This window comes from Jatrophihabitans sp., assembly GCF_035474675.1.
In the GTDB taxonomy this organism is placed as follows: Bacteria; Actinomycetota; Actinomycetes; order Mycobacteriales; family Jatrophihabitantaceae; genus Jatrophihabitans_A.
In genome coordinates, this window is record NZ_DATINC010000056.1 from 1 (window position 1) to 24531 (window position 24531).

Below are 24531 nucleotides of genomic sequence, written 5' to 3' on the forward strand. Positions count from 1 at the left end.
GTGAGCAGCACGTGCTTGTCACCGGTGCCGAACTGCCGGATCGCCCAGCGCTTGACCGGCTCGGGGGTGAGCAGGATCAGCCGGTTGCCGACCGCGATCACCGGCGCGGCGGCCGGCCGGACCAGCGCCGCCGCCAGCTCACCGGCGGCCACCGCCACCCCGCCGGCCAGCAGGCCGATCAGCGCACCGGTCGTCCTGGCGGTCGGCGCGGAATCTCTCGGCTGTGCGGTCGGGTCCACGGCTTCCATGATTGCCCAGACTCCGGCCCGGGGTTCTTACGATTCGGTGCGAATGCTGGAACCGGCGCCGGCCATCAGCGCGGACGCCAGCGTGGTGCGCCGCGGGGTGGCGCCGATGTCGCGGACCGCCCGGACCAGCGCCGGCCCGCTGCCGCGCACCACCGACAGGTGCGCCCGGGCCCGGGTCAGCGCGGTGTAGACCAGCGGCCGGGACAGCATCCGGCCCGCCTCCGGCGGCAGCACCACGACCACCCCGCGGAACTCCGAGCCCTGTGCCCGGTGCACCGTGATCGCCCAGCCGTGGCTGATGTCGGCCAGCATCTTGCCCGACACCTCGGCCAGCGCCGGCGCCGTGGTGCCGAAGTCGATGGTCACCACCCGGTCGCGGACCGCGGTCACCGTCCCCACCTCGCCGTTGGCGAAGCCAGTCGGACTCGCCTCCAGGTGATTGGCGGTGGCCACCACCCGGTCGCCCGGGTCGAACCGGCCGCCGGACTTGCCGAACGGGGACGGGTTGAGCCGGGCCTTGAGCGCGGCGTTCAGCTCGATGGTGCCGGCCGGCCCGCGGTGCACCGGCGTCACCACCTGGATCTGGTCGGTCTCGATGCCCAGCGCCCGGGGGATCGAGTCGGTCATCAGCTGCACCACCCGGTGCGCGCAGTCGGCCGACCCGCGGGCCGGGACGATGACCACCTCGCGGTCGGGGGAGTCCACCGCGGGCAGCTCGCCGGCCCGCACCGCAGTGGCCAGCCGGGCGATCGCGCCGCCGGCGTCCTGGCGGTACAGGGTGGCCAGCTCCACCACCGGCACCGCGCCGGAGGAGATCAGGTCGGCCAGCACCTGCCCCGGCCCGATCGAAGGCAGCTGCGCGGAGTCGCCCACGAACATCAGGTGGGTGCCGTCGGCACAGGCCCGCAGCAGCGCGGCCGCCAACTCCACGTCCAGCATCGAGGCCTCGTCCACCACCACCAGCTGCTCGTCCAGCGGCCAGTCCGCACCCCGGGCGAAGCCGGCGCTGAAGTCCACCTCGCCGCCCTCGCCGGCGCGCGGCTGGACGCCCAGCAGCCGGTGGATGGTCATCGCGTCGGCATCGCACAGCTCGGCCAGCCGCTTGGCGGCCCGGCCGGTCGGGGCGGCCAGCGCCACCGTCTTGCCCAGCCGGCCGGCCTCGCGCACCACGGTGGCCACCGTCCGGCTCTTGCCGGTGCCCGGGCCCCCGGTCAGCACGCTCACCCCGTACGCCAGGGCGTTGCCGACCGCGCTGCGCTGCACCTCGTCCAGCGAGTCCGGGTCGTCGTCCGGAGCCTTCTTGGTCCGGCGACCCTTCTTTCCCACAGCCGCCAGCGGGGTGGCGGTGCGGGCCAGCCGGTGCACCGAGTCGGCGATCTCGGCCTCGGCCGCCGCGTACCGGGCCAGCGCCAGCAGCTGCTCCGTTCCGCCGGCGGCTAGCACGCTCCGGACGGTCTCGCCGGCACAGGCATCGGCGATCGCCTGGTCCGGGTCGGGAATCCGGTACAGCTCCAGATCCAGCTTGACCTCGGCGGCCGGCCACACGGTGTGGCCGTCGCGCGCCACCCGGGCCAGCACGAAGCCCACCAGCGCCCGGGACCGGCGCGGGTCGGACGGCCCGACGCCCGGGATCGCCGCCCGGGCCAGCGCGTCGGCGTCCGGCACGTCCACCCCGGGCAACTGCAGCAGCCGCCACGGGTCGTCGCGCAGCAGCCGGTGCGCTCCCGCCCCGAACAGCTCCACCGCGCGGCCGGCCAGCCGGGCCGGCAACCCCGCCGCCAGCAGCAGCTGCACCACCTCGTAGGCCGGCTGTGCGGCCAGGTAGGCCGAGAACAGCCGGCCGGCCCGCAGCTGTCCCACCCGGGGCAGCCGGGTCAGCGCCTCGACGCTCACGTCCTGCGGGCGGCGGATGCCGGCCTCGGGCAGCTCGGCGGCCAGCGTGCTGCCCAGTCCCGGCCACAACCCGGCCGAGCAGAACGCCGCGAACGCCTGATCGGCCGGGTTCGCTGCGGTCAGCGGACGTCCTCGGGATAGCCGAACCGGGGCGCGGACACGTCGTCGAGGGCCAGCTGGATCTCCAGCGGCAGCTCCACCGCCAGCGACTGCACCGCGGCGGTCAGCTGGCCCAGCGTCCGGGCGCCGACGATGGCCGCGGCCACCCCGGGCCGGTTGCGCAACCAGGACAGCGCCACGGTGATCGGCGAGGTGGCCAGCCCGTCGGCCGCGGTGGCCACCGCCTCGACGATGCCGACCTGGCGGCCGTCGGAGTAGCTGGCCAGGCTGCGGCCCTGCGCGGCACCCCGGGAGTCCGCCGGCACCCCGTGCCGGTACTTGCCGGTCAGCACCCCGCCGCCGAGCGGGGAGTACGCCAGGATGCCCAGCCCGAGTTCCAGGCAGGCCGGCAGCACCTCGCGCTCGACGCCGCGCTCCAGCAGCGAGTAGCGCACCTGGTTGGACACCAGCGTCGCCCGGCCCGGCACCGCCCGCTGCCAGGTGGCGGCCTGGGCGGTACGCCAGCCCGGATAGTTCGACACACCGGCGTAGCGGACCTTGCCGGAGCTGACCGCCGCGTCCAGCGCCGACAGCGTCTCCTCGGCCGGCACACCGGCATCGACGGTGTGCACCTGCCACAGGTCGAGGTAGTCCACGCCCAGGTTGGTCAGCGACTCGTCCAGGGTGCGCAGCAGCGCGCCGCGGGAGGCGTCCACCGAGCGCTGGTCGCCCAGCCAGCTCAGCCCGGCCTTGGAGGCCAGCACCAGCTCCGAGCGCGGCACCACGTCGGCGATCAGGGCGCCCAGGATGCGCTCGGAATCGCCGTGCGAGTAGGAGGCCGCGGTGTCGACCAGGGTGCCGCCGGCGTCCCGGAAGGCGACCAGGATGGCCGCCGCCTCGTCCGGGTCGGTGCCCGCCCCCCAGGTCATGGTGCCCAGTCCCAGCCGGGACACCTTCAGGCCGCTCCGTCCCAGCGCACGCAGTTCCACGCGCCAGAACCTAGTGCACGCCTCCGGCGCCGGCCGGGACGCGCACCGCCTCGAGGCCACCGGCCGGGACCTACCCGCGAGTAGCCGGTCTCCGGCCGTCGGTATGGTGGCCCGCGTGAAACTGGGACTGAACCTGGGCTACTGGGGGACGGGCAACGATGCCGAGAACCTGGTGCTGGCCAGGGAGGCCGACCAGCTCGGCTACTCCTGCGCCTGGGCAGCCGAGGCCTACGGTTCGGACGCGCCGACGGTGCTGGCCTGGGTCGGCGCGCAGACCGAGCGGATCGGGCTGGGCAGCGCGATCCTGCAGATCCCGGCCCGCAGTCCCGCGATGGCGGCGATGACCGCGGCCACCCTGGACACCCTGTCCGGCGGCCGGTTCCGGCTCGGGCTCGGGGTGTCCGGCCCGCAGGTGTCCGAGGGCTGGCACGGCGTCCGGTTCGCCGAGCCGCTGGCCCGCACCCGGGAGTACGTCGACATCGTTCGCCTGGCGCTGTCGCGCAAGCGGGTGCGCTACGAAGGGCGGCACTACACGCTGCCGCTGCCCGACGGGCCCGGCAAGGCGCTGCAGCTGACCGTGCACCCGGTGCGCGAGCACATTCCCGTCTACCTGGCCTCGGTCGGGCCGAAGAACCTGGAACTAACCGGCGAGATCGCCGACGGGTGGCTGTCCATCTTCTTCTCCACCGACTTCGCCGCCGAGCAGCTGGACCGGATCGCCGCCGGCCGCGCCCGGGTCGGCAAGGACCTCGACGGCTTCGACGTGGTGGCCAGCGCCCCGCTGGTGGTCGGGGACTCCGACGACGCCGACAGCCTGGCCGCGCTGGCCGAGCCGATCCGCGGCTACGCCGCCCTCTACATCGGCGGGATGGGCAGCCGGGAGGTCAACTTCTACAACCAGCTCGCCGTCCGGATGGGCTACCCGGACGAGGCGGCGGTGATCCAGGAGCGGTTCCTGGCCCGCGACTACCAGGCCGCGGCCGCCGCGGTGCCGTTCGAGTTCGTCGACGCCACCTCGCTGCTCGGCACCCCGGAGCGGATCGCCCGGCGGATGGCCGACTACGCCGCCGCCGGGGTCACCTCGCTGAACGTGATGCCGCACGGCGCCACCCTGGAGGACCGGTTGACCAGCCTGCGGGTCGCCGCCGAGGCGCTGCGCCGGTCGGGCTGCGCCTCATGAGCCACACGAGCCGGCCGGCTTCCGACGTTGCGAGCGGCCGATGAGCGCCGACATCTCGTTCTGGCAGGCCACCGCGTACGGCGTGGTGCAGGGGCTGACCGAGTTCCTGCCGATCTCGTCCACCGCGCACCTGCGAATCCTGCAGGCCTGGATCAACCCGGACGTCAGCCAGCCCGGCTTCACCGCGTTCACCGCCGTCATCCAGCTCGGCACGATGGCCGCGGTGGTGCTGTTCTTCTGGCGCGAGCTGCTGCACGTGGCGGTGGCCTGGCTGCGCGGCCTGGTCGACCGCCGGGTGCGCGGCACCCTGGAGTACCGGATGGGCTGGTACCTGATCCTGGCCACCATCCCGGTCGGGGTGCTGGGCCTGGTGTTCAAGCACCAGATCACCACCGGCGCCCGCAACCTGTGGTTGATCGCCAGCGCGCTGATCGTGCTGGCACTGGTGCTGGGGGTGGCCGAGCGGGTCGGCAGCCGGAAGCGGGCCGAGGACGACATCACCACCACGGATGCCCTGGTGGTCGGCGCCGCCCAGTCGCTGGCGTTGATCCCCGGCGTGTCCCGGTCCGGTTCCACCATCACCGCGGGGCTGTTCCGCGGCCTGGACCGGGTGACCGCGGCCCGGTTCTCGTTCCTGCTGTCGGTACCGGCGGTGGTGGCCTCGGGCCTGTTCGAGGCCAAGGACATCGGCGGCCCGGACGCCCCCGGGATGGGCATCACCGTGCTGGCCACGGTGATCTCGTTCGGCGTGGGGCTGGCCTCGATCGCCTGGCTGCTGCGCTACGTCTCGCGGCACTCGACGTTCCTGTTCATCGGCTACCGGGTCGCGCTCGGCCTGCTGCTGTTCGGCCTGCTGGCCGGCGGCGCGCTGTCGGCGACCTGAGGCGGCCGGCATGCCCACCGTCCTGCTGCTGCGGCACGGCCTGACCGCGATGACCGGTCCGGTGCTGGCCGGCCGGACCCCCGGGGTGCACCTGGACGAGCGAGGCACCGCGCAGGCGGCCGCGGTCGCCCAACGGCTGGCGGTGCTGCCGCTGGCCGCGGTGCGCACCAGCCCGCTGGAGCGCTGCGCCGAGACCGCCCGGGCCGTCGTGCGGGCCCAGCAGGCCGCCGGCCGGACGGTGCCGCAGCGCACCGAGCGCCGGCTGGTCGAGTGCGACTACGGCGACTGGACCGGCCGCACCATCGCCTCGCTGGCCAAGGACCCGCTGTGGCCGGTGGTGCAGGCACACCCGTCCGGGGTGACCTTCCCGGGCGGTGAGTCGATGGCCGCGATGGCCGAGCGGGCGGTCCGCGCGGTACGGGCCACCGACGCCGAGCTCGCCGCCGCCACCGGCCCGGACGCGCTGTGGGTGGCCTGCAGCCATGGCGATGTGATCAAGGCCGTGCTGGCCGACGCCCTCGGCCTGCACCTGGACCTGTTCCAGCGGCTGGTGGTGGACCCGTGCTCGGTGTCGGCGGTGCGCTACACCGCCGGCCGGCCGTTCGTGCTCAGCCTCAACGACACCACCGGCGACCTGAGCCGGTTCCTGCCGCCGCCGCCGAAACGCGGCGGGCGCCGCAGGCAGCCGTCCTCGGATGCGACCGTGGGCGGTGGCGCTGGAGCCGGAGCCGTCTAGGCTGGGTGTGATGAGCCGCCAGTTGTATTTCTTCGACCAGCCGCGACGTTTCGTCGTCGGCACCGTCGGCCAACCCGGCGAACGGGTGTTCTACCTGCAGGCCGCCGACGACCACCGGATCGTCAGCGTGGCACTGGAGAAAGCCCAGGTCATGGTGCTCGCCGACCGGATGAAGCAGCTGCTCGACGAGGTCGCCAGCCGCAGTGGCGTCGAGCTGCCGCAGGCGGTCGTGCCGGATACCGATCCGCTGGAAAACCCGATCGACGAGGAGTTCCGGGTGGCCGCCATGGGGCTGGCCTACGACACCGACTCCGGCCTGATCATGATCGAGGCGCAGGCGCCGGCCGACTCGCAGGAGGCGGCCGAGGACAGCCTGCTCGAAGACGTCGAGGAGGGCCCGGACGCGCTGCGGGTGCGGCTGGCCCACCAGGCCGCGGTGGAGTTCATCGAGCGAGCCCGCCGGGTGGTGGCGGCCGGCCGGCCGCCGTGCCCGCTGTGCAACGAGCCGCTGGATCCGGCCGGGCACGTCTGTCCGCGCAGCAACGGCTACCGGCGCCAGGTCCGGCTGGGGTCGGGTGACTGAGCTCACCCCGCCGGTTGCACTGCCGGTGGCCGACGCTCTGGAACTGCTCGAACGGGGCGAGATCACGGTCCAGGGCCGGATCACCACGGCCTCCAACGCCACCCTGTACTGCGGCGTGGAACTGGCCGGGGTGGCGGCGGCCTGCGTGTACAAGCCGGTCTCGGGCGAGCGCCCGCTGTGGGACTTCCCAGACGGCACGCTGGCCGGGCGCGAGGTGGCCACCTACCTGGTGGCCGCCGCCACCGGCTGGGAGCCGGTGCCGCCGACCGTGCTGCGCGAGGGGCCGCTGGGCACCGGCATGGTGCAGCTGTGGATCGCCCACGACGAGTCCTTCGACATCATCGCCGCGATCAACGGCGGCGAGCTGACCGGGCTGCAGCGGATGGCGCTCCTGGACGCGGTGGTCAACAACTCCGACCGCAAGGTCTCGCACCTGCTGCCGGTTCCGGGCCCCGGCCTGAGTGGCGTGGCCGGCACCGACCCGCACGTCTACGGCGTCGACCACGGAGTGAGCTTCGCCGTGGAGAACAAGCTGCGCACCGTGCTGTGGCAGTGGGCCGGCGACCCCATCCCGGACGAGGGCATCGAGATGCTGCAGCGGCTGTCCGGGCTGCTGGACGGCAGCCTGGGGGAGGCGTTGGGCGAGCTGCTCACCACCGCCGAAGTGCGGGCCGCCCGCAAACGGGTGCGCCGGCTGCTGGTCAAGGGCAGCTTTCCGATGCCGTCGCCCAACTGGCCGGCGGTGCCGTACCCGCCGTACTAGCCGGGTGGGTTCAACGGCCGGTCAACGGTTCGGCCAGGGTCAGTCGCGGGCGGCCGCCAGCTCGGCCAGCCGGTCCAGGGTGGCCGCCATGCCGGCCCGGTTGCGCTGCGGAAAGCCCAGCAGTACCAGGGCAAGCCGGTTCCACACACCCCGGGCGTCCCATTCCTCAGTCACTTGGGTACCACCCGGCGCCTCGGCGAACCGGTACCGCCAGACGTGGCCGTTGAAGTGCCGCCAGGCGATCAGCGACGGCTCGTCGAACTCGATCACGGTGTTGCGGATCCGATAGTCCGTGCCGAGATTCATGTCCATCGAGAAGGTGGCACCCAGGCTGAGCCGCTCGGGGCCGCCCGGCCGGGCCGCCTTCACCGACCCGGACCCGTCGATCACCGGATGCTGAGCGGGGTCGGCGACGAGGTCGAACAGCCACTGTCGGTCGGCCGGGATCAGCCGGGTCACCGAGACGAGGTAGCGCGAGGATCCGAACACCCCACCAGTTCTACCGGACCGGTCCGGAATGCGCCGCCCGGCGGGTGTCTGCGGTGCCACCGGCGGCTAACGTAGCGGCCATGCGGTCCTGGCCCAGCCCCGAGCACACCTCCGATCTGCCGGCATTGCCGGGGCAACCCCGCCCGCTGCGGCTCTACGACACCGCGGCCGACGAGGTCCGGCCCACCGCGCCGGGCAGCACCGCCCGGCTGTATGTGTGCGGCATCACTCCCTACGACGCGACGCACCTGGGCCATGCCGCGACCTACCTGGCCTTCGACCTGGTGTACCGGCTCTGGCTGGACGCCGGCCACCGGGTGCACTACGTGCAGAACGTCACCGACATCGACGACCCGCTGCTGGAGCGGGCCGCCGCGACCGGCATCGGCTGGACCGAGCTCGCCGAACGCGAGACCGAGCTGTACCGCCAGGACATGACCGCGCTGCGGGTGCTGCCGCCGCAGGATTACGTCGGCGTCACCGAGGCGGTGGACGAGATCGCCGAGGGGGTGGCCAAGCTGCTGGCCGACGACCACGCCTACCGGCTGGAGCAGGACATCTACGCCCGGACCGCCGGCCGGTTCGGCTACGAGTCGCGCTACTCCCGGGCGCAGATGCTGGAACTGTTCGCCGAGCGCGGCGGCGACCCGGACCGGCCGGGCAAGCAGGATCCGCTGGACGCGCTGCTGTGGCGCGGCCGCCGCGACGGCGAGCCGAGCTGGGACACCGCCGTCGGCCCCGGCCGGCCGGGCTGGCACATCGAGTGCTCGGTGATCGCCCACAACCGGCTGGGCATGGGCATCGACGTGCAGGGCGGCGGGTCGGACCTGCGGTTCCCGCACCACGAGCACTCCGCCGCGCACGCCGAGGCGCTCACCGGCGAGTGGCCGTTCGCCCGGCACTACGTGCACGCCGGCATGATCGGGCTGGACGGGGAGAAGATGAGCAAGTCCCGCGGCAACCTGGTGTTCGTCTCCAAGCTGCGCGGCGCCGGGGTGGACCCGATGGCGATCCGGCTGGCGCTGCTGGACGGGCACTACCGCGCCGACCGGGAGTGGACCGGCGGCCGGTTGCCGCAGGCCGAGCGGCGGCTGGCGAACTGGCGGCGGGCCGCTGCCCAGCCGACCGGCCCGGACGCCCGGCCGCTGCTGGAGCAGGTCCGCGACCGATTGGCCGACGACCTGGACACCACCGGCGCGATCGCCGCGGTCGACCGGTGGGCCCGCTCGGCCGTGGAGCAGGTCTCCTCCGGCGCCGATCCGGACGCACCGGCGCTGATGGCCCGCACCGTGGACGCGCTGCTCGGCGTCCGGCTGTAACACGGGGTGGGTGGCCAGTTGCCCGCCCCGCCGGACCGCGCCGGACTGCTGGACCTAGTCGCCGCCCTGGTGCCGCCGGCCACCAGCGACGACTGCGTCCGGGTGGGCGTCGACGGCGTGGACGGGGCCGGCAAGACCTGCTTCGCCGACGAGCTGGCGGCGGCACTGCGCCGCCGGGGCCGGCCGGTGGTGCGGGTCAGCGCCGACGACTTCCACCAGGTGCGGGCGGTCCGCTACCGCCGGGGCCGGCAGTCGCCGAGCGGGTTCTGGCTGGACTCCTTCGACTACCCGCGGCTGTGGGCCGAGGTGCTCACCCCGCTGGGTCCCGGCGGCAGCCGCCGCTACCGGGCCGCCGGCCACAACCTGGCCACCGACCGGGTGCTGGCAGCGCCGCCGGTCAGCGCTCCGGCCAGCGCGGTGCTGGTGCTGGACGGGATCTTCCTGCACCGCGAGGAGCTGGCCGGTGCCTGGGAGCTGTCGGTGTTCCTCGACGTCGGCTTCGCCGAGACCGCCCGCCGGATGGCACACCGGGACGGCACCAGTCCGGATCCGGAGCATCCGTCCATGGCGCGCTACGTGCTCGCCCAGCGCCACTACCTGGCCCGCTGCCGGCCGGAGCAGCGGGCCGACGTGGTGATCGACAACACCGTGCTCGCCGCGCCGGTGCCGGTCCGGCTTCCGCCGTCACCCGACCGGGCCTAGGCCGGAGCTAGGCCCGGGGCCGGGCCAGGTGGGACTAGGCGGGGGCCGGGGCGACCTCGAGCTGGGCCAGGATGCCGTCCCACAGCGCGACCCGGGCCTGCAGCGCCGCGATGATGGTGGTCGCCGCCTCGTCCCACTTGGCGCGGTCGTCGCCGCACAGGTCGGCCAGCATCGCCATGGCCATCGGGGTGTGCTCCTCGCCGTCGACCTCGATGTGCCGGGCGAGGTAGTCCTTGAAGGTGGCCAGCCGCCCGCCCTGGTCGTCGATCTTGACGACCTGGTCGAACATCTCCGGGATCAGGTCCTCGCGGCCGAAGGCGAAGGCCGCGGCCTGGCTGTGCAGCGGTGCGGACTCGATGAACCCCCAGGTGGTCTCGACGAACGCTGCGGCGGCCGCCGGCACCGAGGCCGCCGCCAGCGCGGTGCGGACCGGCTCGCCGGTGCCGATCCTGGCGAGGAACTCGGTGACCGGGACGGTGTCGGCGCCGGCCTGCTCCATTCCGCTGACGTAAAGCTCGAAGTGGCTGGTGAACCCGTCGCCGAGCGCGTCGCTCTCCTCGACCAGGACGATGTCGTTGATCAGCCGCCGGCTCTCCGTCGAGCCGCGCGGCACCCACGGGACGTCGACGCAGGTGAGGTTGCGCTGCAGGTTCTTCAGCAGGGACATGAAGTCCCACACGGCGAACACGTGCGTCTCGGTGAAGGTGTTGACATCGTGCAGGCTCGCCAACCGGTGGTAGACGGGATGGTGGATCACCTGGACCCGCGCCGGCTCGACCCGCTCGCGGAGTTCGTCGATGGCCGCATGGTTCTTGCCCCAGTCGTAACGCGACACGTGGGTCGTCCTTTCCTAGGGGGAATGCGAGAGGGAAATGCGGGGCAGTCTGTAGTCACCGGTGACTGCATCGCAAACTTAGGCATTCAGGCACGGCGGCAGGCACGAATTAACCTTGCGTTAATCAGTTATTAACCCGCGATCCGTACCGCGGGGTGCGCCGGGCGGGCCGGTGGCGCGGCAGCCGGTCAGGCGCCGGCCGGTGCGGAGTCGGGTACCTCGGCCACGTCCAGCACCACCACGGTCACGTTGTCGTGGCCGCCGGCGGCCAGCGCCTGGCGCACCAGCTCGTCGGCCGCGGCCTGCGGGTCGTCGCTGCTGCCGAGCAGCTCGGCGATGGCCGGGTCCTCCAGCTCGCCGGTGAGCCCGTCCGAGCACACCAGGAACCGGTCGCCGGCCACCGGCGGCACCAGCCAGACGTCCGGGGCCGGGCTCGGCTGCGAGCCCAGCGAGCGGGTCACCACGTTGCGCCGCGGGTGCGACCGGGCGGCCTGCGGGGTGATCCGGCCGGCGTCCACCAGCTCCTGCACCGCCGAGTGGTCCACGGTGAGCTGGTCGAGGCGGCCGTCGCTGAGCCGGTAGACCCGCGAGTCGCCGACGTTGAACACCGCCAGCTGCTCACCGTCGGCGGCGCTCACCACGCCGATGCCGGTCAGCGTGGTGCCCATGCCGTACCGGTCGCCGCGCTCGGCCCCCGCGGACAGGATGTGCTCGTTGGCCCGCTGGACCGTCTCGGCGAGGTCGTCGGAACTGACCCCCTGCTGCTCGGCCAGCCGGGCGAACTCGGCGACCGCCAGCTGGCTGGCCACCTCGCCCGCGGCGTGCCCGCCCATGCCGTCGGCCACCACGAACAGGGTGGGGACGGCGAGCAGGCTGTCCTCGTTCAGCTTGCGGACCCGCCCGACGTCGGTCGCGGTACCCCAGCGCAAGGTGAGCATGGTCTGCGCGGCATCCCTTCGTCCGGCGTGCGACGGCTGCTGGTCGAACTGGCAGTCTATTGGCCCGGCGATGTCCCGGCCCGCCGACCGTGCGCGTTACCGACCGTGCGTGGCGTACTACCTCAGGCCCGTTACATCGGCCCCGACGGCGGGTTGCCCTTGTCGCGCCGGCGCAGGTAGCGCTCGAACTCCCGGGCGATCACGTCCCCGGAGGCCTCCCGCAGCTCGCCCTCGTCGTCGCGCTCCTCGAGGTTGCGGATGTAGTCGCGGACGTCCTCGTCCTCGGCGGCCATCTCGTTGACCAGCTTCTGCCAGTCGTCGGCCTGGGCCGGCAGCTCGCCCAGCGGCACCGCGATGTCGAGCACCTCCTCGACCCGGTGCAGCAGCGCGATGGTGGCCTTGGGGTTCGGCGGCTGGGCGACGTAGTGCGGCACCGCCGCCCAGAACGAGATGGCCGGGATGCCGACCCGCACGCAGGCCTCCTGCAGCACGCCGACGATGCCGGTCGGGCCCTCGTAGCGGGACCGGTCCAGGCCGTACCGGGCGGCGCTGGCCGGGTCGTATGAGGTGCCGGTCACCGGGGTGGGCCGGGTGTGCGGCGAGTCCGACAGCAGCGCGCCCAGGGTGACCGCGGTGCGCACCCCGAGCTCGCGCATGATCTCCAGCAGCTCCTCGCAGAACCCGCGCCAGCGCATGTTCGGCTCGATGCCGCGCACCAGCACCAGGTCGAAGTCCGCCCCGGTGGGCCGGCAGACCGACAGCCGGGTGGTCGGCCAGCTGATCCGGCGCGACACGCCGTCGACCAGCGAGACCGTCGGGCGGTTGACCTGGAAGTCGTAGTAGTCGTCCGGGTCCAGCGCGGCCAGCGGGCTCGCCGACCAGGTCAGCTCCAGATGCTCCACCGCGCCGGTGGCGGCGTCCCCGGCGTCGTTCCAGCCCTCGAAGGCGGCGACGAGAACCGGGTCCTTGAGTTCCGGCCAGTTCTCGAATTCCATCATCGGACCAGCTTAGGGCTCCGCGGCTGCGGCAGGAGCAGTAACGGGCCGTAACCTTCCCGCCCGGCTGCCGATACCCTCCGGCGCGACTACCGCGACCCCCGGCCGGACAGCACGCGCAGCGGCCGTCGGGGACCTCGCAGCCCGGTAAACTGCTGGTCGTGCCTTTGGATCCCGCAAGCAATGAGTTCCTCTCCGCCCTGACCGAACGAGTGCTGGTCGCCGACGGCGCGATGGGCACCATGCTGCAGGCGGCCGACCTGACCCTGGACGACTTCGAGGGGCTGGAGGGCTGCAACGAGATCCTCAACGTCAGCCGGCCCGATGTGGTGGAAAACGTCCATGAGGCCTACTTCGCCGCCGGCGCCGACGCGGTGGAGACCAACACCTTCGGCGCGAACTGGGCCAACCTCGCCGAGTACGACATCGCCGACCGGATCCGCGAGCTGGCCGAGGCCGGCGCCCGGATCGCCCGCCGGGTCGCCGACCGGCACTCCACGCCGGAGCGGCCCCGGTTCGTGATCGGCTCGGTGGGCCCCGGCACCAAGCTGCCGACCCTCGGCCACGTCCACTTCAGCAAGCTGCGCGACGCCTACTCCGAGGAGGCCGCCGGGCTGATCGAAGGCGGCGCGGACGTGCTGCTGGTCGAGACCTCGCAGGACCTGCTGCAGACCAAGGCCGCCGTGATCGGCTGCAAGCGGGCGCTGGCCGATGCCGGCCGGCAACTGCCGGTGATCGCCCAGGTCACCGTCGAGACCACCGGCACCATGCTGCTCGGCTCCGAGATCGGCGCGGCGCTGACCGCCCTGGAGCCGCTGGACATCGACCTGATCGGCCTGAACTGCGCCACCGGTCCGGCCGAGATGAGCGAGCACCTGCGCTACCTGTCCCAGCACGCGGAGATCGGCCTGTCGGTGATGCCGAACGCCGGCCTGCCCGAGCTCGGCCCGAACGGCGCGGTCTACCCGCTCACCCCCGAGGAGCTGGCGAGCTCGCTGGCCTCCTTCGTCACCGAGTTCGGCACCAACCTGGTCGGCGGCTGCTGCGGCACCACCCCGGAGCACATCCGGCTGGTCGCCGAGCGGGTGGCCGAGCTGCGGCCGGCCCGCCGCCGCCCGGTGACCGAGCCGTCGGTGGCCTCGCTGTACTCCAGCGTGCCGTTCCGGCAGGACGCCTCGGTGCTGATGATCGGCGAGCGCACCAACGCCAACGGCTCCAAGGCGTTCCGGGAGGCGATGCTGGCCGGCGAGTGGTCGCAGTGCGTGGAGATCGCCCGGTCGCAGAGCCGGGACGGCTCGCACCTGCTGGACGTCAACGTCGACTACGTCGGCCGCGACGGTGCCCAGGACATGCGCGAGATCGCCGGCCGGTTCGCCACCGCCTCCACCCTGCCGCTGATGCTGGACTCGACCGAGCCGCCGGTCATCGAGGCGGGCCTGGAGATGGTCGGCGGCCGTTCGATCGTCAACTCGGTCAACTTCGAGGACGGCGACGGCCCGACCTCCCGCTACGCCCGGATGCTGCCGATCGTCAAGGAGCACGGCGCCGCGGTGGTCGCGCTCACCATCGACGAGGAGGGCCAGGCTCGAACCCGCGAGCACAAGATCGCGATCGCGGAGCGGCTGATCGCCGACCTGACCGGCAACTGGGGCTTCCCGCTGTCCGACATCATGGTCGACTGCCTGACCTTCCCGATCGCCACCGGCCAGGAGGAGACCCGCCGGGACGGCATCGAGACCATCGAGGCGATCCGCGAGCTCAAGCGCCGCCATCCCGAGGTGCAGACCACGCTGGGGCTGTCCAATGTCTCCTTCGGGTTGAGCCCGGCGGCCCGGCAGGTGCTGAACTCGGTGTTCCTGCACGAGTGTGTCGAGGCCGGCCTGGACTCGGCCATCGTGCACGCCTCCAAGATCCTGCCGATGTCGAAGATCCCGGCCGAGCAGCTGGAGGTGGCCCTCGACCTGGTCTATGACCGGCGCCGTCCGGAGGGTGTCGCCGAGGACGGCAGCGTTCGCGAGGCCTACGACCCGCTGCAGCGGTTCCTGCAGCTGTTCGAAGGGGTCTCCTCGCAGTCCAGCGCCGCCACCCGGGCCCAGGAGCTGGCCCTGCTACCGCTGGACGAGCGGCTCAAGCGGCGGATCATCGACGGTGAGCGCAACGGCTTGGAGGCCGATCTCGACGAGGCGCTGTCGGAGCGTCCGGCGTTGGAGATCATCAACTCCACCCTGCTGGACGGGATGAAGACGGTCGGCGAGCTGTTCGGCAGCGGCGAGATGCAGCTGCCGTTCGTGCTGCAGTCGGCCGAGGTGATGAAGGCGTCGGTGGCCTATCTCGAGCCGCACATGGAGAAGACCGACAGCGACGGCAAGGGCACCATCGTGCTGGCGACCGTCAAGGGCGACGTGCACGACATCGGCAAGAACCTGGTCGACATCATCCTGTCCAACAACGGCTATACGGTGGTCAACATCGGCATCAAGCAGCCGATCAGCGCCATCCTGGAGGCCGCCGAGGAGCACTCCGCCGACGCGATCGGCATGTCCGGGCTGCTGGTCAAGAGCACCGTGGTGATGAAGGAGAACCTCGTGGAGATGAACTCCCGCGGGGTGGCCGACAAGTACCCGGTGCTGCTCGGCGGCGCGGCGCTGACCCGCGCCTATGTCGAGCACGACCTGTCGGAGATCTTCACCGGCGATGTCCGCTACGCGCGGGACGCCTTCGACGGGCTGCGGCTGATGGACGCGCTGATGGCGGTCCGCCGCGGCGGGGTCGCGGTGGACCCGAACGGGCCGGACGACACGAAGCTGTCGGACGAGGAGAGCCGGAAGCTCGCCGAGCGCAAGGCTCGCCGGGAGCGGTCGCTGCGGATTGCCGCCGAGCGCAGGGCTGCCGAGGAGGCGGAGCCTGACCCGCTGGAGGGCACCCGCTCGGACGTGGCCACCGACGTGCCGGTACCGGTGCCGCCGTTCTTCGGCTCCCGGGTGGTCAAGGGCATCGCGCTGGCCGAGTACGCCACGCTGCTGGACGAGCGGGCCACCTTCATGGGCCAGTGGGGCCTCAAGGGCGGCCGGGGCGGCAAGGGCCCGAGCTACGAGGAGCTGGTCGAGACTGAGGGCCGGCCACGGCTGCGGTACTGGCTGGAGCGGTTCCAGACCGAGGGCGTGCTGGAGGCGGCCGTGGTCTACGGCTACTTCCACTGCGTCAGCGAGGGCAACAAGCTGATCATCCTGACCGAGGACGGCGTCGAGGCGGAGTCCTTCGAGTTCCCGCGGCAGCGCCGGGACCGCCGGCTGTGCATCGCCGACTTCTTCCGGTCCCGGGAGTCCGGGCAGACCGACGTGGTGGCCTTCCACGTCGTCACCATGGGCTCGCGGATCTCGGAGTTCGCCAACGAGCTGTTCGCGGCCAACAACTACCGCGACTACCTGGAGGTGCACGGCCTGTCGGTGCAGCTGACCGAGGCGCTGGCCGAGCTCTGGCACCGCCGGGTGCGCGAGGAGCTGGGCTACGCCGGGGAGGACTCGGACGACCTGGACGAGATCTTCAAGCAGGGCTACCGGGGCTCGCGCTACTCCTTCGGCTACCCGGCCTGCCCGAACCTGGAGGACCAGGAGCAGCTGTTCCGGCTGCTGCGGCCGGAACGGATCGGGGTGAGCCTGTCCGAGGAGTTCCAGCTGGTGCCGGAGCAGTCCACCTCGGCGATCATCGTGCCGCATCCCGAGGCCAAGTACTTCGCCGCCAAGTGAGCGAGCTCGCCGACGGCCCGGCGGCATCGACCGGGCTTCCTGAGCTGCGCGGCCTGGCCGGGCTGCAGGCCGTGCTGTGGGACCTGGACGGCACCCTGGTCGACACCGAGCCGTCCTGGATGGCGGCGGAGTACCGGCTGGTGGCCGAGTTCGGCGGCAGCTGGGACGACGCGCACGCCCGGGCGCTGGTCGGCAACCCGCTGCTGGTGTCAGCCGCCTACCTCCGCGAGCACGGCGGGGTCGAGCTGCCGCTGGCCGAGATCGTGGACCGGTTGCTGGCCGAGGTGCTGGCCGACGTGCGGCGCCGGGTGGTGTGGCGGCCCGGGGTCCGGCGGTTGCTGGCTGAGCTGCGCGCCGCCGGGGTGCCGTGTGCCATGGTCACCATGTCTTACCAGCCGCTGGCCCGGGCGGTGGCCGACCAGCTGCCACCCGGCACCTTCGCCACCCTGGTGACCGGTGACCAGGTCAGTGCCGGCAAGCCGGATCCCGAGGCGTACCTGACCGCGGCCGCCCGGCTCGGCGTCGAGCCGTCCCGGTGCCTGGCCATCGAGGACTCGCCGGCCGGGGTTGCCTCGGCGGAGGCGGCGGGCTGCGTGGTGCTGGCGGTGCAGAACCAGGTGCCGCTGGCCGGCGCGCCGGGCCGGGTAGTTCTGGACGACCTGGCTGACGTGACGGTCACCGACCTGGCCACCCTGGTCGCGGACTACGCCAAGTTCTGAGCCGTACGCCGTACGGCGCTTGCCAGCCGAGTGTGCGACCGGTTCCGGTGCCGTCCGGGCTGGTGGCGGGTCAGATGTCGACGACCGGTTCGGTGCCGGGGGCGGGCTCGGTACGCCGCTCCTCGGTGGACCGGGCCAGGGCGTCGAACGGAAACGGCGGGGGAGTGCCGCCCTTGGCCGGGCACAGCTGCTGGTGGGAGCACCAGTCGCACAGCTTTGAGGGGCTCGGCCGGAAGTCACCGGTCAGGGTGGCCGCCGCGATCGCCTTCCAGATGGCCTGCAGGGTGCCCTCGAACCGGGCCAGCTCCTCGGCCTCCGGCTGGTAGCTGAGCGTGTCGGTGTCGGCCAGGTAGATCAGCCGCAGCTGGCGGGGCACCACCCCCCGGGTCCGCCAGAGCACCAGCGCGTAGAACTTCATCTGGAACAGCGCCCGGGCCTCGGACGTCTCGCGTGGGATGGAGCCGGTCTTGTAGTCCACCACCCGGATGTCGCCGGCCGGCGAGACGTCCAGCCGGTCGACGTAGCCGCGCAGCCGCAGGCCGTCCAGCACCACCTCGACCAGCTCCTCGCGGGCGGCCGGCTCCAGCCGGCGCGGGTCCTCCAGCGCGAAGTAGTTCTTCACCAGGTCGCGGGCCGAGTCCAGCCACGCGGTCAGCTCCACGCCCTCGGCGTCGCCGTCGAAGAGCTGGGCCAGCTCCGGATCGGCGTCGAGCAGCTGCTGCCAGGACGGCAGCACGTCGGCCTGGGCCTGCTCGACGGTGCGCTCGTCGGCGGGCAGGTCGAACAGGTGCTCCAGGACCGCGTGCACCACGGTGCCCCGGGTGGCGGCCCGGCTCGGCGTCTCGGGCAGCCGGTCGATGCTGCGGAACCGGTAGAGCAGCGGGCAGGTCTTGAAGTCGGCGGCCCGGGACGGCGACAGCGAGCCGAGGAACGCCGGCGGCAACGGAGCCTCGACCGGCGCGAGCGGGGTCTGCTCGACCGCCGGCAGCACGCCCGGGGCGGGCAGGGGCAGCAGGCGCGGCTCAGCCGGTGGGGCGTCCAGCACGTCGGGGGAGGTCATGGCGGCAACACTAGGCGGGGGTACTGACAGAACTTCCGAACCGCTCCGCGCGTCGGGCGCCTGATCCATGGCAGCGCCCCAGCTCAGAGCCAGCGCAGGTGCTTGACCGGCCAGCTGACCGCCACCGCCCGGCCCACGATGCTGGAGCGCGCGATCGCCCCGAACACCCGGGAGTCCAGGGAGTCGCAGCGGTTGTCGCCCATCACGAAGTACCGGCCGGGCGGCACCGTGACGGCGGCGAAGTCGGCGGTGCCGCCGCAGGCCGGGCTGACATAGGGCTCGGTCAACGCCTTGGACCCGATGTACACCCGCCCATCGTGGCCGCTGATCGTCTCGCCGGGTAGCCCGATCACCCGTTTGATGAGCTGCGGGTCCTCCGGCGGGGCCAGCGGCGGCCGGTCGAACACGATCACGTCGGACCGGCCGACCGAGCCGAACCGGTAGGACAGCTTGTCCACCACCACCAGGTCCGGCTCGCAGTGCTGGCAGCCGTGCAGGGTCGGCTCCATGGAGGCTGACGGAATGTAATAGGAGGCGATCACAAAGGTGCGAAGCAGCACCACCGAGACCACCACCGCGAGGCAGAACACGACTGCCCGCAGCAACCGGCCAGGCGGGCTGTTCCGCGGCCTGGCCGGGGCCGGGCGATGCCGGCCGGACGATTCGGCGACCGGCCGGCGGGGCGTACCTGCCGGCCGGCGGCCGTTCGACCCCATCGGTGGCTGCCCGGGCGACTCCATCGGTGGCTCCACTGGTAGCTGGCCGGGCGACTCCACCGGCCGCTGCTCAGCGGCACGCCGCTCCGCGATCCGGGCCTGGATGCGAGTCCGCAGGTCCGGACCGGGGTTCTCGGCCGCGGGCTGCCCAGGTTCTGCCACACTCGCCAGGCTAAAGGGTCGCCAAGCCACCGGGGCGTCGCCGGCTTGCCCCGCGCGCCGCGCTCGCCCGGCCGGGCCGGCCGCGAGCCACCGGACTTGTCGCCCCCACCTCGTACGATCGACGTCGTGAGCAGCCCACGGTCGGAGCCGGACCGGAATCCGCAGACCGGCAGCCGGCTGCTCCGGATCGGCTCGGTGCTGGGAGTGCCGATCTTCCTCACCCCGAGCTGGCTGCTGGCAGCCGGTTTCATCACCATCAGCTACGCCGGCTTCCTGCGCGAACAGATCCCGGGTGCCTCGCACACCGCCTCCTACGTCCTGAGCATGCTGTTCGCGACCGCGCTGGCCGCCTCGGTGCTGCTGCACGAGGTGGGCCACACCGTGGTCAGCCAGGTGGTGGGCCTGCCGGTGCGACGGATCGTGGTGTTCCTGCTGGGCGGGGTGTCCGAGATCGACGGCGAGGCCAGCCGGCCGCGCGACGAGTTCGTGATCGCCGCGGCCGGCCCGCTGGTCTCGCTGGGCCTGGCCGGTGGCTGCTGGGTGGTCAGCCTGCTGCCGCCGGAGGAGTCCGCGGTCGGGGTGCTGCTGTTGCTGCTGGCCTGGAGCAACCTGGTCATCGCGGTGTTCAACGTGCTGCCGGGACTGCCGCTGGACGGCGGCCGGCTGGTGCAGGCGCTGATCTGGATGATGGGCAGTTCCCGGCTGACTGCGATCCGGATCGCGGCCTGGTGCGGCCGCGGGGTGGCCGTCCTGCTGGGCCTGGCAGTCCTGTACGGCAACGCGGTGCTGGGCGGCAGCACGCCGGCCGACTTGGTGACCGTGACCTCGACCGCGATGGGGTTCGCGGTGGTGGCCTTCCTGTGGATCGGGGCCAGCCAGACGCTGCGGATGGCCGAGCTCAACGCCCGGGCGGCCCGGCTGCGGCTCGCTGACCTGTTGCGACCTTCGCTCTACCTGCCACCGCACACCCCGGTGTCCGAGGCGGTCCGCCGGACCGCCGAGACCGGCGCCGGCGGCATCGTGCTGATCGACGGGCAAGGCCGCAGCCGGGCCCTGGTGGACGAAGCCCGGATCATCCAGCTGCCCTCCGAACGCCGGCCCTGGACCTCGCTGGCGCAGGTGGCGCGCGAACTCGAACCGGGACTGATCCTGGCCGAGGACGTGGCCGGCGAACAGTTGCTGGACTCCCTGCGCAGCAACCCGGCCTCGGAGTACCTGGTGGTCGGCAGGGACGGGGTGGCCCGCGGCGTGGTCGCCGCCGTCGACCTGGCCCGGGCGCTCGGGCTGCCGAGGCCGCGACTGCGCCGGCACCCGCCGAGCTGACCCGGCACGGCAGGGTCGATAAGGTATCGATCCCTAGTAGAGAGTTGTGGCAGCGTGGCCTCTTCCTCCGTGCCCGGCACCGGCGCAGCGTCCGGGCGCTGCGGGCCTTTTCAAGTCGGCGACCGGGTCCAGCTGACCGACCCCAAGGGCCGGCTGCACACCGTCACCCTGGCGGCCGGCAAGCAGTTCCACACCCACCGCGGCGCCCTGGAGCACGACCACCTGATCGGCGCCGATGAAGGCTCGGTGGTGGTCTCCAGCTCCGGCACCTCCTACCTGGCGCTGCGCCCGCTGCTGACCGACTACGTCCTGTCGATGCCGCGTGGCGCGGCGGTGATCTACCCCAAGGACGCCGCCCAGATCGTGACCCAGGGCGACATCCATCCCGGCGCCCGGGTGCTGGAGGCCGGCGCGGGATCCGGGGCACTGACCTGCTGGCTGCTGCGGGCGGTCGGCCCGGCGGGCTCGGTGATCTCCTACGAGCGCCGCGCCGACCACCTCGAACACGCCCGCCGCAACGTCGACGCGTTCTTCGGCGCCGCCCCCGACAACTGGCAGCTGCGGCTGGCCGACGTGAACTCCCACCCGGATACCGAGGTGGTCGACCGGGTCATCCTGGACATGCTGGCGCCCTGGGATGCGCTGGCCGCGGTGGGCCGGGCGCTGCGCCCGGGCGGCGTGCTGGTGGGCTACGTGGCCACCACCACCCAGCTGTCCCGGCTGGTCGAGGCGCTGCGGGACTCCGGCGGCTGGACCGAGCCGCACGCCTGGGAGTGCCTGCTGCGCAGCTGGCACGTGCTGGGCCTGGCGGTCCGCCCTGACCACCGGATGCAGGGGCACACCGCGTTCCTGGTCACCGCCCGCCGGCTGGCACCGGGGGTGGTGGCGCCGACCCGGCAACGCCGGCCAGCCAAGGCCGCCGAGCTGGAGGAGGCCTTCGGCCTGGGAACCGAGGCAGCACCGGAGGCCGACCCGGACGGCGCTGGCAAGCCGTTCCGGCCGCCGCTGCCGTAGAGCCGGGTGACCAAGGCCATAGTCCGGGTGGCCGAAGGCCATAGCCCAGGTGGCCGAAGGCCACCGCCCGGGAGCCCGGAACCGAGGCCGGAGCCCGCAGCGCGACTGTCATAAAGATCGCCCGCCATAGCGACCAATCCTTATGACGGTCGAAAGGGGCCGCGGCCCAAAGGGGCCACGGCCCCGTCAGAACCCCAAACAAACAGAACCGCGCCGGCGGTGGCCTCTCAGGCGTCCGGACCGGCCACCAGCACCCCGTCGGCCGCCCGGGCCACGTGGATGCAGTTGCCCGGGCAGTCCTTGGCCGAGTCGATCACGTCCAGCCTGAGGTTGGCCGGCACCGAAACCCGGGCGCCGTCGCTCTGCTTGAGCTCGCCGTCGGCGTCCTTGACGTAGGCCAGGCCGTCGACGTCGAACTCGAACACCTCGGGGGCGTACTGCACGCACAGACCGTCACCGGTGCACAGTTGCTGGTCGATCCACACCTCTAGCGCCTCGGACGGACTGCCGCCCGCTGTCGCCGCCTGCTCTGTCACTGCCTCGCCCCTCGCTCCGTCGCTGCCGGCCATCATCGCCATCGTGCCCTGTTGGACGTACGTAATGGATGTGTGACCCCTCATCAGAGTAGTTGCCTCGCGTTTTCACACCGCGTGTGTAGGGTAAAAATCGAGCAGCGCCCCTACTGCTCGGCAACAGAGGTGGAAAGGGTGGCCAGATGGCGGAAGAGTTCGGCAACGACCGAGGGTCAAGCAAGCCGGATGCGGCGGAACTCGCCTACGAGCTGCAGATCCTGCGCGCCCGGATCGCCGAATCCCCTCGCCAGATCCGCGCGCTGGAGGACCGGCTGGTCGAGACCCAGGCCCGGGTCGCGTCGCTGACCGACCGGAACGAGCGACTGGCGGACACGCTGCGTGACGCCCGCGACCAGCTGGTGGCCCTCAAGGAGGAGATCGACCGGCTGGCTCAGCCGCCGTCGGGGTACGGCGTGTTCCTGGAGAAGGTGGACGAGCACTCGGTCGACATCTTCACCGGCGGCCGCAAGCTCCGGGTCGCGGTCTCGCCCGAGGTCGGCATCGACAACCTCGAGCACGGCCAGGAGGTCATGCTCAACGAGGCCATGAACGTCGTCCAGGCACGCGGCCACGAGCGGGCCGGCGAGGTGGTCATGCTCAAGGAGGTGCTCGAGGGCGGCGACCGGGCCCTGGTGATCGGGCACACCGACGAGGAGCGGATCGTCCACATCGCCGACATCCTGCGCGGCTCGCAGCTGCGGGTCGGCGACTCGCTGCTGCTGGAGCCGCGCTCGTCCTACGTCTACGAGCGGATTCCCAAGAGCGAGGTCGAGGAGCTGGTCCTCGAAGAGGTCCCCGACATCGACTACACCGACATCGGCGGGCTCAGCAAGCAGATCGAGCAGATCCGCGACGCGGTGGAGCTGCCGTTCCTGCACGCCGACCTGTTCCGCGAGCACCAGCTGCGCCCACCGAAGGGCATCCTGCTCTACGGCCCGCCCGGCTGCGGGAAGACCCTGATCGCCAAGGCGGTCGCCAACTCCCTGGCCAAGCAGGTCGCCCGGGTGCGCGGCGACTCGGAGAAGGGCCGCTCGTTCTTCCTCAACATCAAGGGCCCGGAGCTGCTGAACAAGTACGTCGGCGAGACCGAGCGGCACATCCGGCTGGTGTTCCAGCGGGCCCGGGAGAAGGCCAGCGAGGGCACCCCGGTGATCGTGTTCTTCGACGAGATGGACTCGATCTTCCGGACCCGCGGCTCCGGGGTGTCCTCGGACGTGGAGAACACCATCGTCCCGCAGCTGCTGTCGGAGATCGACGGCGTCGAGGGCCTGGAGAACGTGATCGTGATCGGCGCGTCCAACCGTGAGGACATGATCGACCCGGCGATCCTGCGGCCCGGCCGGCTGGACGTCAAGATCAAGATCGAGCGGCCGGACGCCGAGGCGGCCCGCGACATCTTCGCCAAGTACATCCTGCCGTCGCTGCCGATCCACGCCGACGACCTCGCCGAGCACGGCGGCTCGGCCGAGGCCACCGTCAACGCGATGATCCAGCACACCGTGGAGCGGATGTACACCGAGAGTGAGGACAACCGCTTCCTGGAGGTCACCTACGCCAACGGCGACAAGGAGACGCTGTACTTCAAGGACTTCAACTCCGGCGCGATGATCCAGAACATCGTGGACCGGGGCAAGAAGATGGCGATCAAGGACCTGCTCACCACCGGCCAGCGCGGCCTGCGGATGCAGCACCTGCTGGCGGCCTGCATCGACGAGTTCCGGGAGAACGAGGACCTTCCCAACACCACCAACCCGGACGACTGGGCCCGGATCTCGGGCAAGAAGGGCGAGCGGATCGTCTACATCCGCACCCTGATCTCCGGCGGCAAGGGCAGCGAGTCCGGACGGGCCATCGACACCATCTCCAACACCGGCCAGTACCTGTAGCGGTATTCCGCTTTCCCGGCCCGCGATGATGTCCGGGTGAGTGACTGGCGGGCCCGGCTGAGGTCGATGACCCTCGACCTCAGCCCGCTGCGGCGGCACCGGGACTTCCGGCTGCGCACCATCGCCGCCAGCGTGTCCAGCTTCGGCGCGTTCTTCACCATGATCGCGGTGCCGATCCAAATCAAGCAGCTCACCGACTCCACGGTGGCGGTCGGCCTGGTGGGTGCCGCCGAGTTCGTACCGATCGTGGTGGTGGGCCTGCTCGGCGGGGCGGTCGCCGACCGGTTCGACCGGCGCACCGTGGTGCTGGTCTCCGAGCTCGCGGCGCTGGCCTGCACCGCGGCGCTGCTGGGCAACGCGCTGCTGGCCCGGCCGCAGCTGTGGCTGATCTACCTGGTGGCGGCCGGGGCGGTGTCGGCCGACGCCCTGCAGCGGCCCAGCCTGGACGCGATGCTGCCCCGGTACGTGCCGCACGCCGAGATCCCGGCGGCCAGCATGGTGAACAACCAGGCCTGGGGACTGGCCAACATCGCCGGCACCGTGCTCGGCGGGGTGCTGGCCAGCGTCGACATCCGGCTGGCATACGCGGTGGACCTGGCCAGCTTCGTGGTGTCGCTGCTGGTGTTCCTGCGGCTCACCCCGCTGCCCCAGACGCTGGCGGAGGTGGTGCCCGGGGTGCGG

The 24531-nt window shown here is 72.4% G+C and carries 21 protein-coding genes and 2 pseudogenes; 13 read left to right on the plus strand and 10 right to left on the minus strand.

Annotation, left to right across the window (positions count from 1 at the left end; translation table 11 throughout):
• The 3 genes and pseudogenes from VLJ82_RS06400 to VLJ82_RS06410 form a co-directional block, all read right to left on the minus strand.
• Positions 1 to 239 (minus strand): annotated as a pseudogene (locus VLJ82_RS06400) (molybdopterin-binding oxidoreductase); the annotation flags it as partial.
• Between the two features lie 36 nt (positions 240 to 275).
• On the minus strand, positions 276 to 2210 hold the full coding sequence (locus VLJ82_RS06405; protein ID WP_408662496.1) for an AAA family ATPase: 1935 nt from the start codon (positions 2208 to 2210) through the stop codon (positions 276 to 278).
• Positions 2211 to 2260: 50 nt separating this feature from the next.
• Positions 2261 to 3229 carry an aldo/keto reductase gene (locus VLJ82_RS06410; protein ID WP_408662497.1) on the minus strand — a complete coding sequence of 323 codons (969 nt, stop codon included), beginning with the start codon at positions 3227 to 3229 and terminating at the stop codon, positions 2261 to 2263.
• A 115-nt stretch (positions 3230 to 3344) separates the two neighbouring features.
• Between VLJ82_RS06410 and VLJ82_RS06415 the strand changes: the two genes are divergently transcribed.
• The 5 genes from VLJ82_RS06415 to VLJ82_RS06435 are packed head-to-tail and all read left to right on the plus strand — an operon-like array spanning position 3345 to position 7374.
• Positions 3345 to 4409: an LLM class F420-dependent oxidoreductase gene (locus VLJ82_RS06415; RefSeq protein ID WP_408662498.1), complete on the plus strand. Its 1065-nt coding sequence runs from the start codon at positions 3345 to 3347 to the stop codon at positions 4407 to 4409.
• A 40-nt stretch (positions 4410 to 4449) separates the two neighbouring features.
• A complete protein-coding gene (locus tag VLJ82_RS06420; protein WP_408662499.1) occupies positions 4450 to 5292 on the plus strand; it encodes an undecaprenyl-diphosphate phosphatase in 843 nt (280 codons plus the stop codon).
• Positions 5293 to 5302: 10 nt separating this feature from the next.
• Positions 5303 to 6028, plus strand: a complete 726-nt coding sequence (locus VLJ82_RS06425; RefSeq protein ID WP_408662500.1) for a histidine phosphatase family protein — start codon at positions 5303 to 5305, stop codon at positions 6026 to 6028.
• Positions 6029 to 6038: 10 nt separating this feature from the next.
• On the plus strand, positions 6039 to 6611 hold the full coding sequence (locus tag VLJ82_RS06430) for a DUF3090 domain-containing protein (RefSeq protein ID WP_408662501.1): 573 nt from the start codon (positions 6039 to 6041) through the stop codon (positions 6609 to 6611).
• Positions 6604 to 7374 carry an SCO1664 family protein gene (locus tag VLJ82_RS06435; protein WP_408662502.1) on the plus strand — a complete coding sequence of 257 codons (771 nt, stop codon included), beginning with the start codon at positions 6604 to 6606 and terminating at the stop codon, positions 7372 to 7374. Before VLJ82_RS06430 ends, VLJ82_RS06435 begins: the two co-directional genes overlap by 8 nt.
• Before the next feature lie 39 nt (positions 7375 to 7413).
• On the opposite strand, the gene VLJ82_RS06440 is transcribed toward VLJ82_RS06435, so the two are convergent.
• Positions 7414 to 7863 (minus strand): SRPBCC family protein, encoded by a 450-nt coding sequence (locus VLJ82_RS06440; RefSeq protein WP_408662503.1) that lies wholly within the window; start codon positions 7861 to 7863, stop codon positions 7414 to 7416.
• An 80-nt stretch (positions 7864 to 7943) separates the two neighbouring features.
• On the opposite strand from VLJ82_RS06440, the gene mshC reads away from it, so the two are divergent.
• Positions 7944 to 9182: a cysteine--1-D-myo-inosityl 2-amino-2-deoxy-alpha-D-glucopyranoside ligase gene (mshC, locus tag VLJ82_RS06445; RefSeq protein WP_408662504.1), complete on the plus strand. Its 1239-nt coding sequence runs from the start codon at positions 7944 to 7946 to the stop codon at positions 9180 to 9182.
• Positions 9183 to 9200: 18 nt separating this feature from the next.
• Positions 9201 to 9884 (plus strand): uridine kinase, encoded by a 684-nt coding sequence (locus tag VLJ82_RS06450; protein ID WP_408662505.1) that lies wholly within the window; start codon positions 9201 to 9203, stop codon positions 9882 to 9884.
• Between the two features lie 34 nt (positions 9885 to 9918).
• On the opposite strand, the gene VLJ82_RS06455 is transcribed toward VLJ82_RS06450, so the two are convergent.
• The 3 genes from VLJ82_RS06455 to VLJ82_RS06465 form a co-directional block, all read right to left on the minus strand.
• Positions 9919 to 10719 carry a DUF3050 domain-containing protein gene (locus VLJ82_RS06455; RefSeq protein WP_408662506.1) on the minus strand — a complete coding sequence of 267 codons (801 nt, stop codon included), beginning with the start codon at positions 10717 to 10719 and terminating at the stop codon, positions 9919 to 9921.
• 188 nt (positions 10720 to 10907) lie between these two features.
• Positions 10908 to 11657: a Stp1/IreP family PP2C-type Ser/Thr phosphatase gene (locus VLJ82_RS06460; protein WP_408662507.1), complete on the minus strand. Its 750-nt coding sequence runs from the start codon at positions 11655 to 11657 to the stop codon at positions 10908 to 10910.
• Positions 11658 to 11788: 131 nt separating this feature from the next.
• Positions 11789 to 12655, minus strand: a complete 867-nt coding sequence (locus VLJ82_RS06465) for a PAC2 family protein (protein WP_408662508.1) — start codon at positions 12653 to 12655, stop codon at positions 11789 to 11791.
• 158 nt (positions 12656 to 12813) lie between these two features.
• Here VLJ82_RS06465 and metH point away from each other — a divergent pair, with 158 nt between their 5' ends.
• Positions 12814 to 16398, plus strand: a complete 3585-nt coding sequence (gene metH, locus VLJ82_RS06470; protein WP_408662509.1) for a methionine synthase — start codon at positions 12814 to 12816, stop codon at positions 16396 to 16398.
• The gene (locus VLJ82_RS06475; protein WP_408662510.1) at positions 16395 to 17117 is read left to right on the plus strand and encodes an HAD family hydrolase; all 723 of its coding nucleotides are present in this window, start codon (positions 16395 to 16397) and stop codon (positions 17115 to 17117) included. The genes metH and VLJ82_RS06475 overlap by 4 nt, the downstream gene beginning before the upstream one ends.
• 70 nt (positions 17118 to 17187) lie before the next feature.
• Here VLJ82_RS06475 and VLJ82_RS06480 read toward each other — a convergent pair whose 3' ends face one another.
• The gene (locus VLJ82_RS06480) at positions 17188 to 18177 is read right to left on the minus strand and encodes a RecB family exonuclease (RefSeq protein ID WP_408662511.1); all 990 of its coding nucleotides are present in this window, start codon (positions 18175 to 18177) and stop codon (positions 17188 to 17190) included.
• An 83-nt stretch (positions 18178 to 18260) separates the two neighbouring features.
• Positions 18261 to 19055 (minus strand): signal peptidase I, encoded by a 795-nt coding sequence (gene lepB / locus VLJ82_RS06485; RefSeq protein WP_408662512.1) that lies wholly within the window; start codon positions 19053 to 19055, stop codon positions 18261 to 18263.
• Between the two features lie 126 nt (positions 19056 to 19181).
• Between lepB and VLJ82_RS06490 the strand changes: the two genes are divergently transcribed.
• Together VLJ82_RS06490 and VLJ82_RS06495 are read left to right on the plus strand one after the other, a co-directional pair.
• Positions 19182 to 20378 carry a site-2 protease family protein gene (locus VLJ82_RS06490; protein ID WP_408662513.1) on the plus strand — a complete coding sequence of 399 codons (1197 nt, stop codon included), beginning with the start codon at positions 19182 to 19184 and terminating at the stop codon, positions 20376 to 20378.
• 54 nt (positions 20379 to 20432) lie between these two features.
• Positions 20433 to 21392, plus strand: a complete 960-nt coding sequence (locus VLJ82_RS06495; RefSeq protein ID WP_408662514.1) for a tRNA (adenine-N1)-methyltransferase — start codon at positions 20433 to 20435, stop codon at positions 21390 to 21392.
• Between the two features lie 227 nt (positions 21393 to 21619).
• Here the strand turns inward: VLJ82_RS06495 and VLJ82_RS06500 are convergent, their stop codons facing one another.
• Positions 21620 to 21928, minus strand: coding sequence for a ferredoxin (locus tag VLJ82_RS06500; protein WP_408662515.1), 309 nt, complete (start codon positions 21926 to 21928; stop codon positions 21620 to 21622).
• 227 nt (positions 21929 to 22155) lie between these two features.
• Between VLJ82_RS06500 and arc the strand changes: the two are divergent.
• Positions 22156 to 23850 (plus strand): annotated as a pseudogene (arc, locus tag VLJ82_RS06505) (proteasome ATPase); the annotation flags it as partial.
• Positions 23851 to 23886: 36 nt separating this feature from the next.
• Positions 23887 to 24531, plus strand: a 645-nt coding sequence (locus tag VLJ82_RS06510) for an MFS transporter (protein WP_408662516.1), incomplete at its 3' end; no start/stop codon positions are given.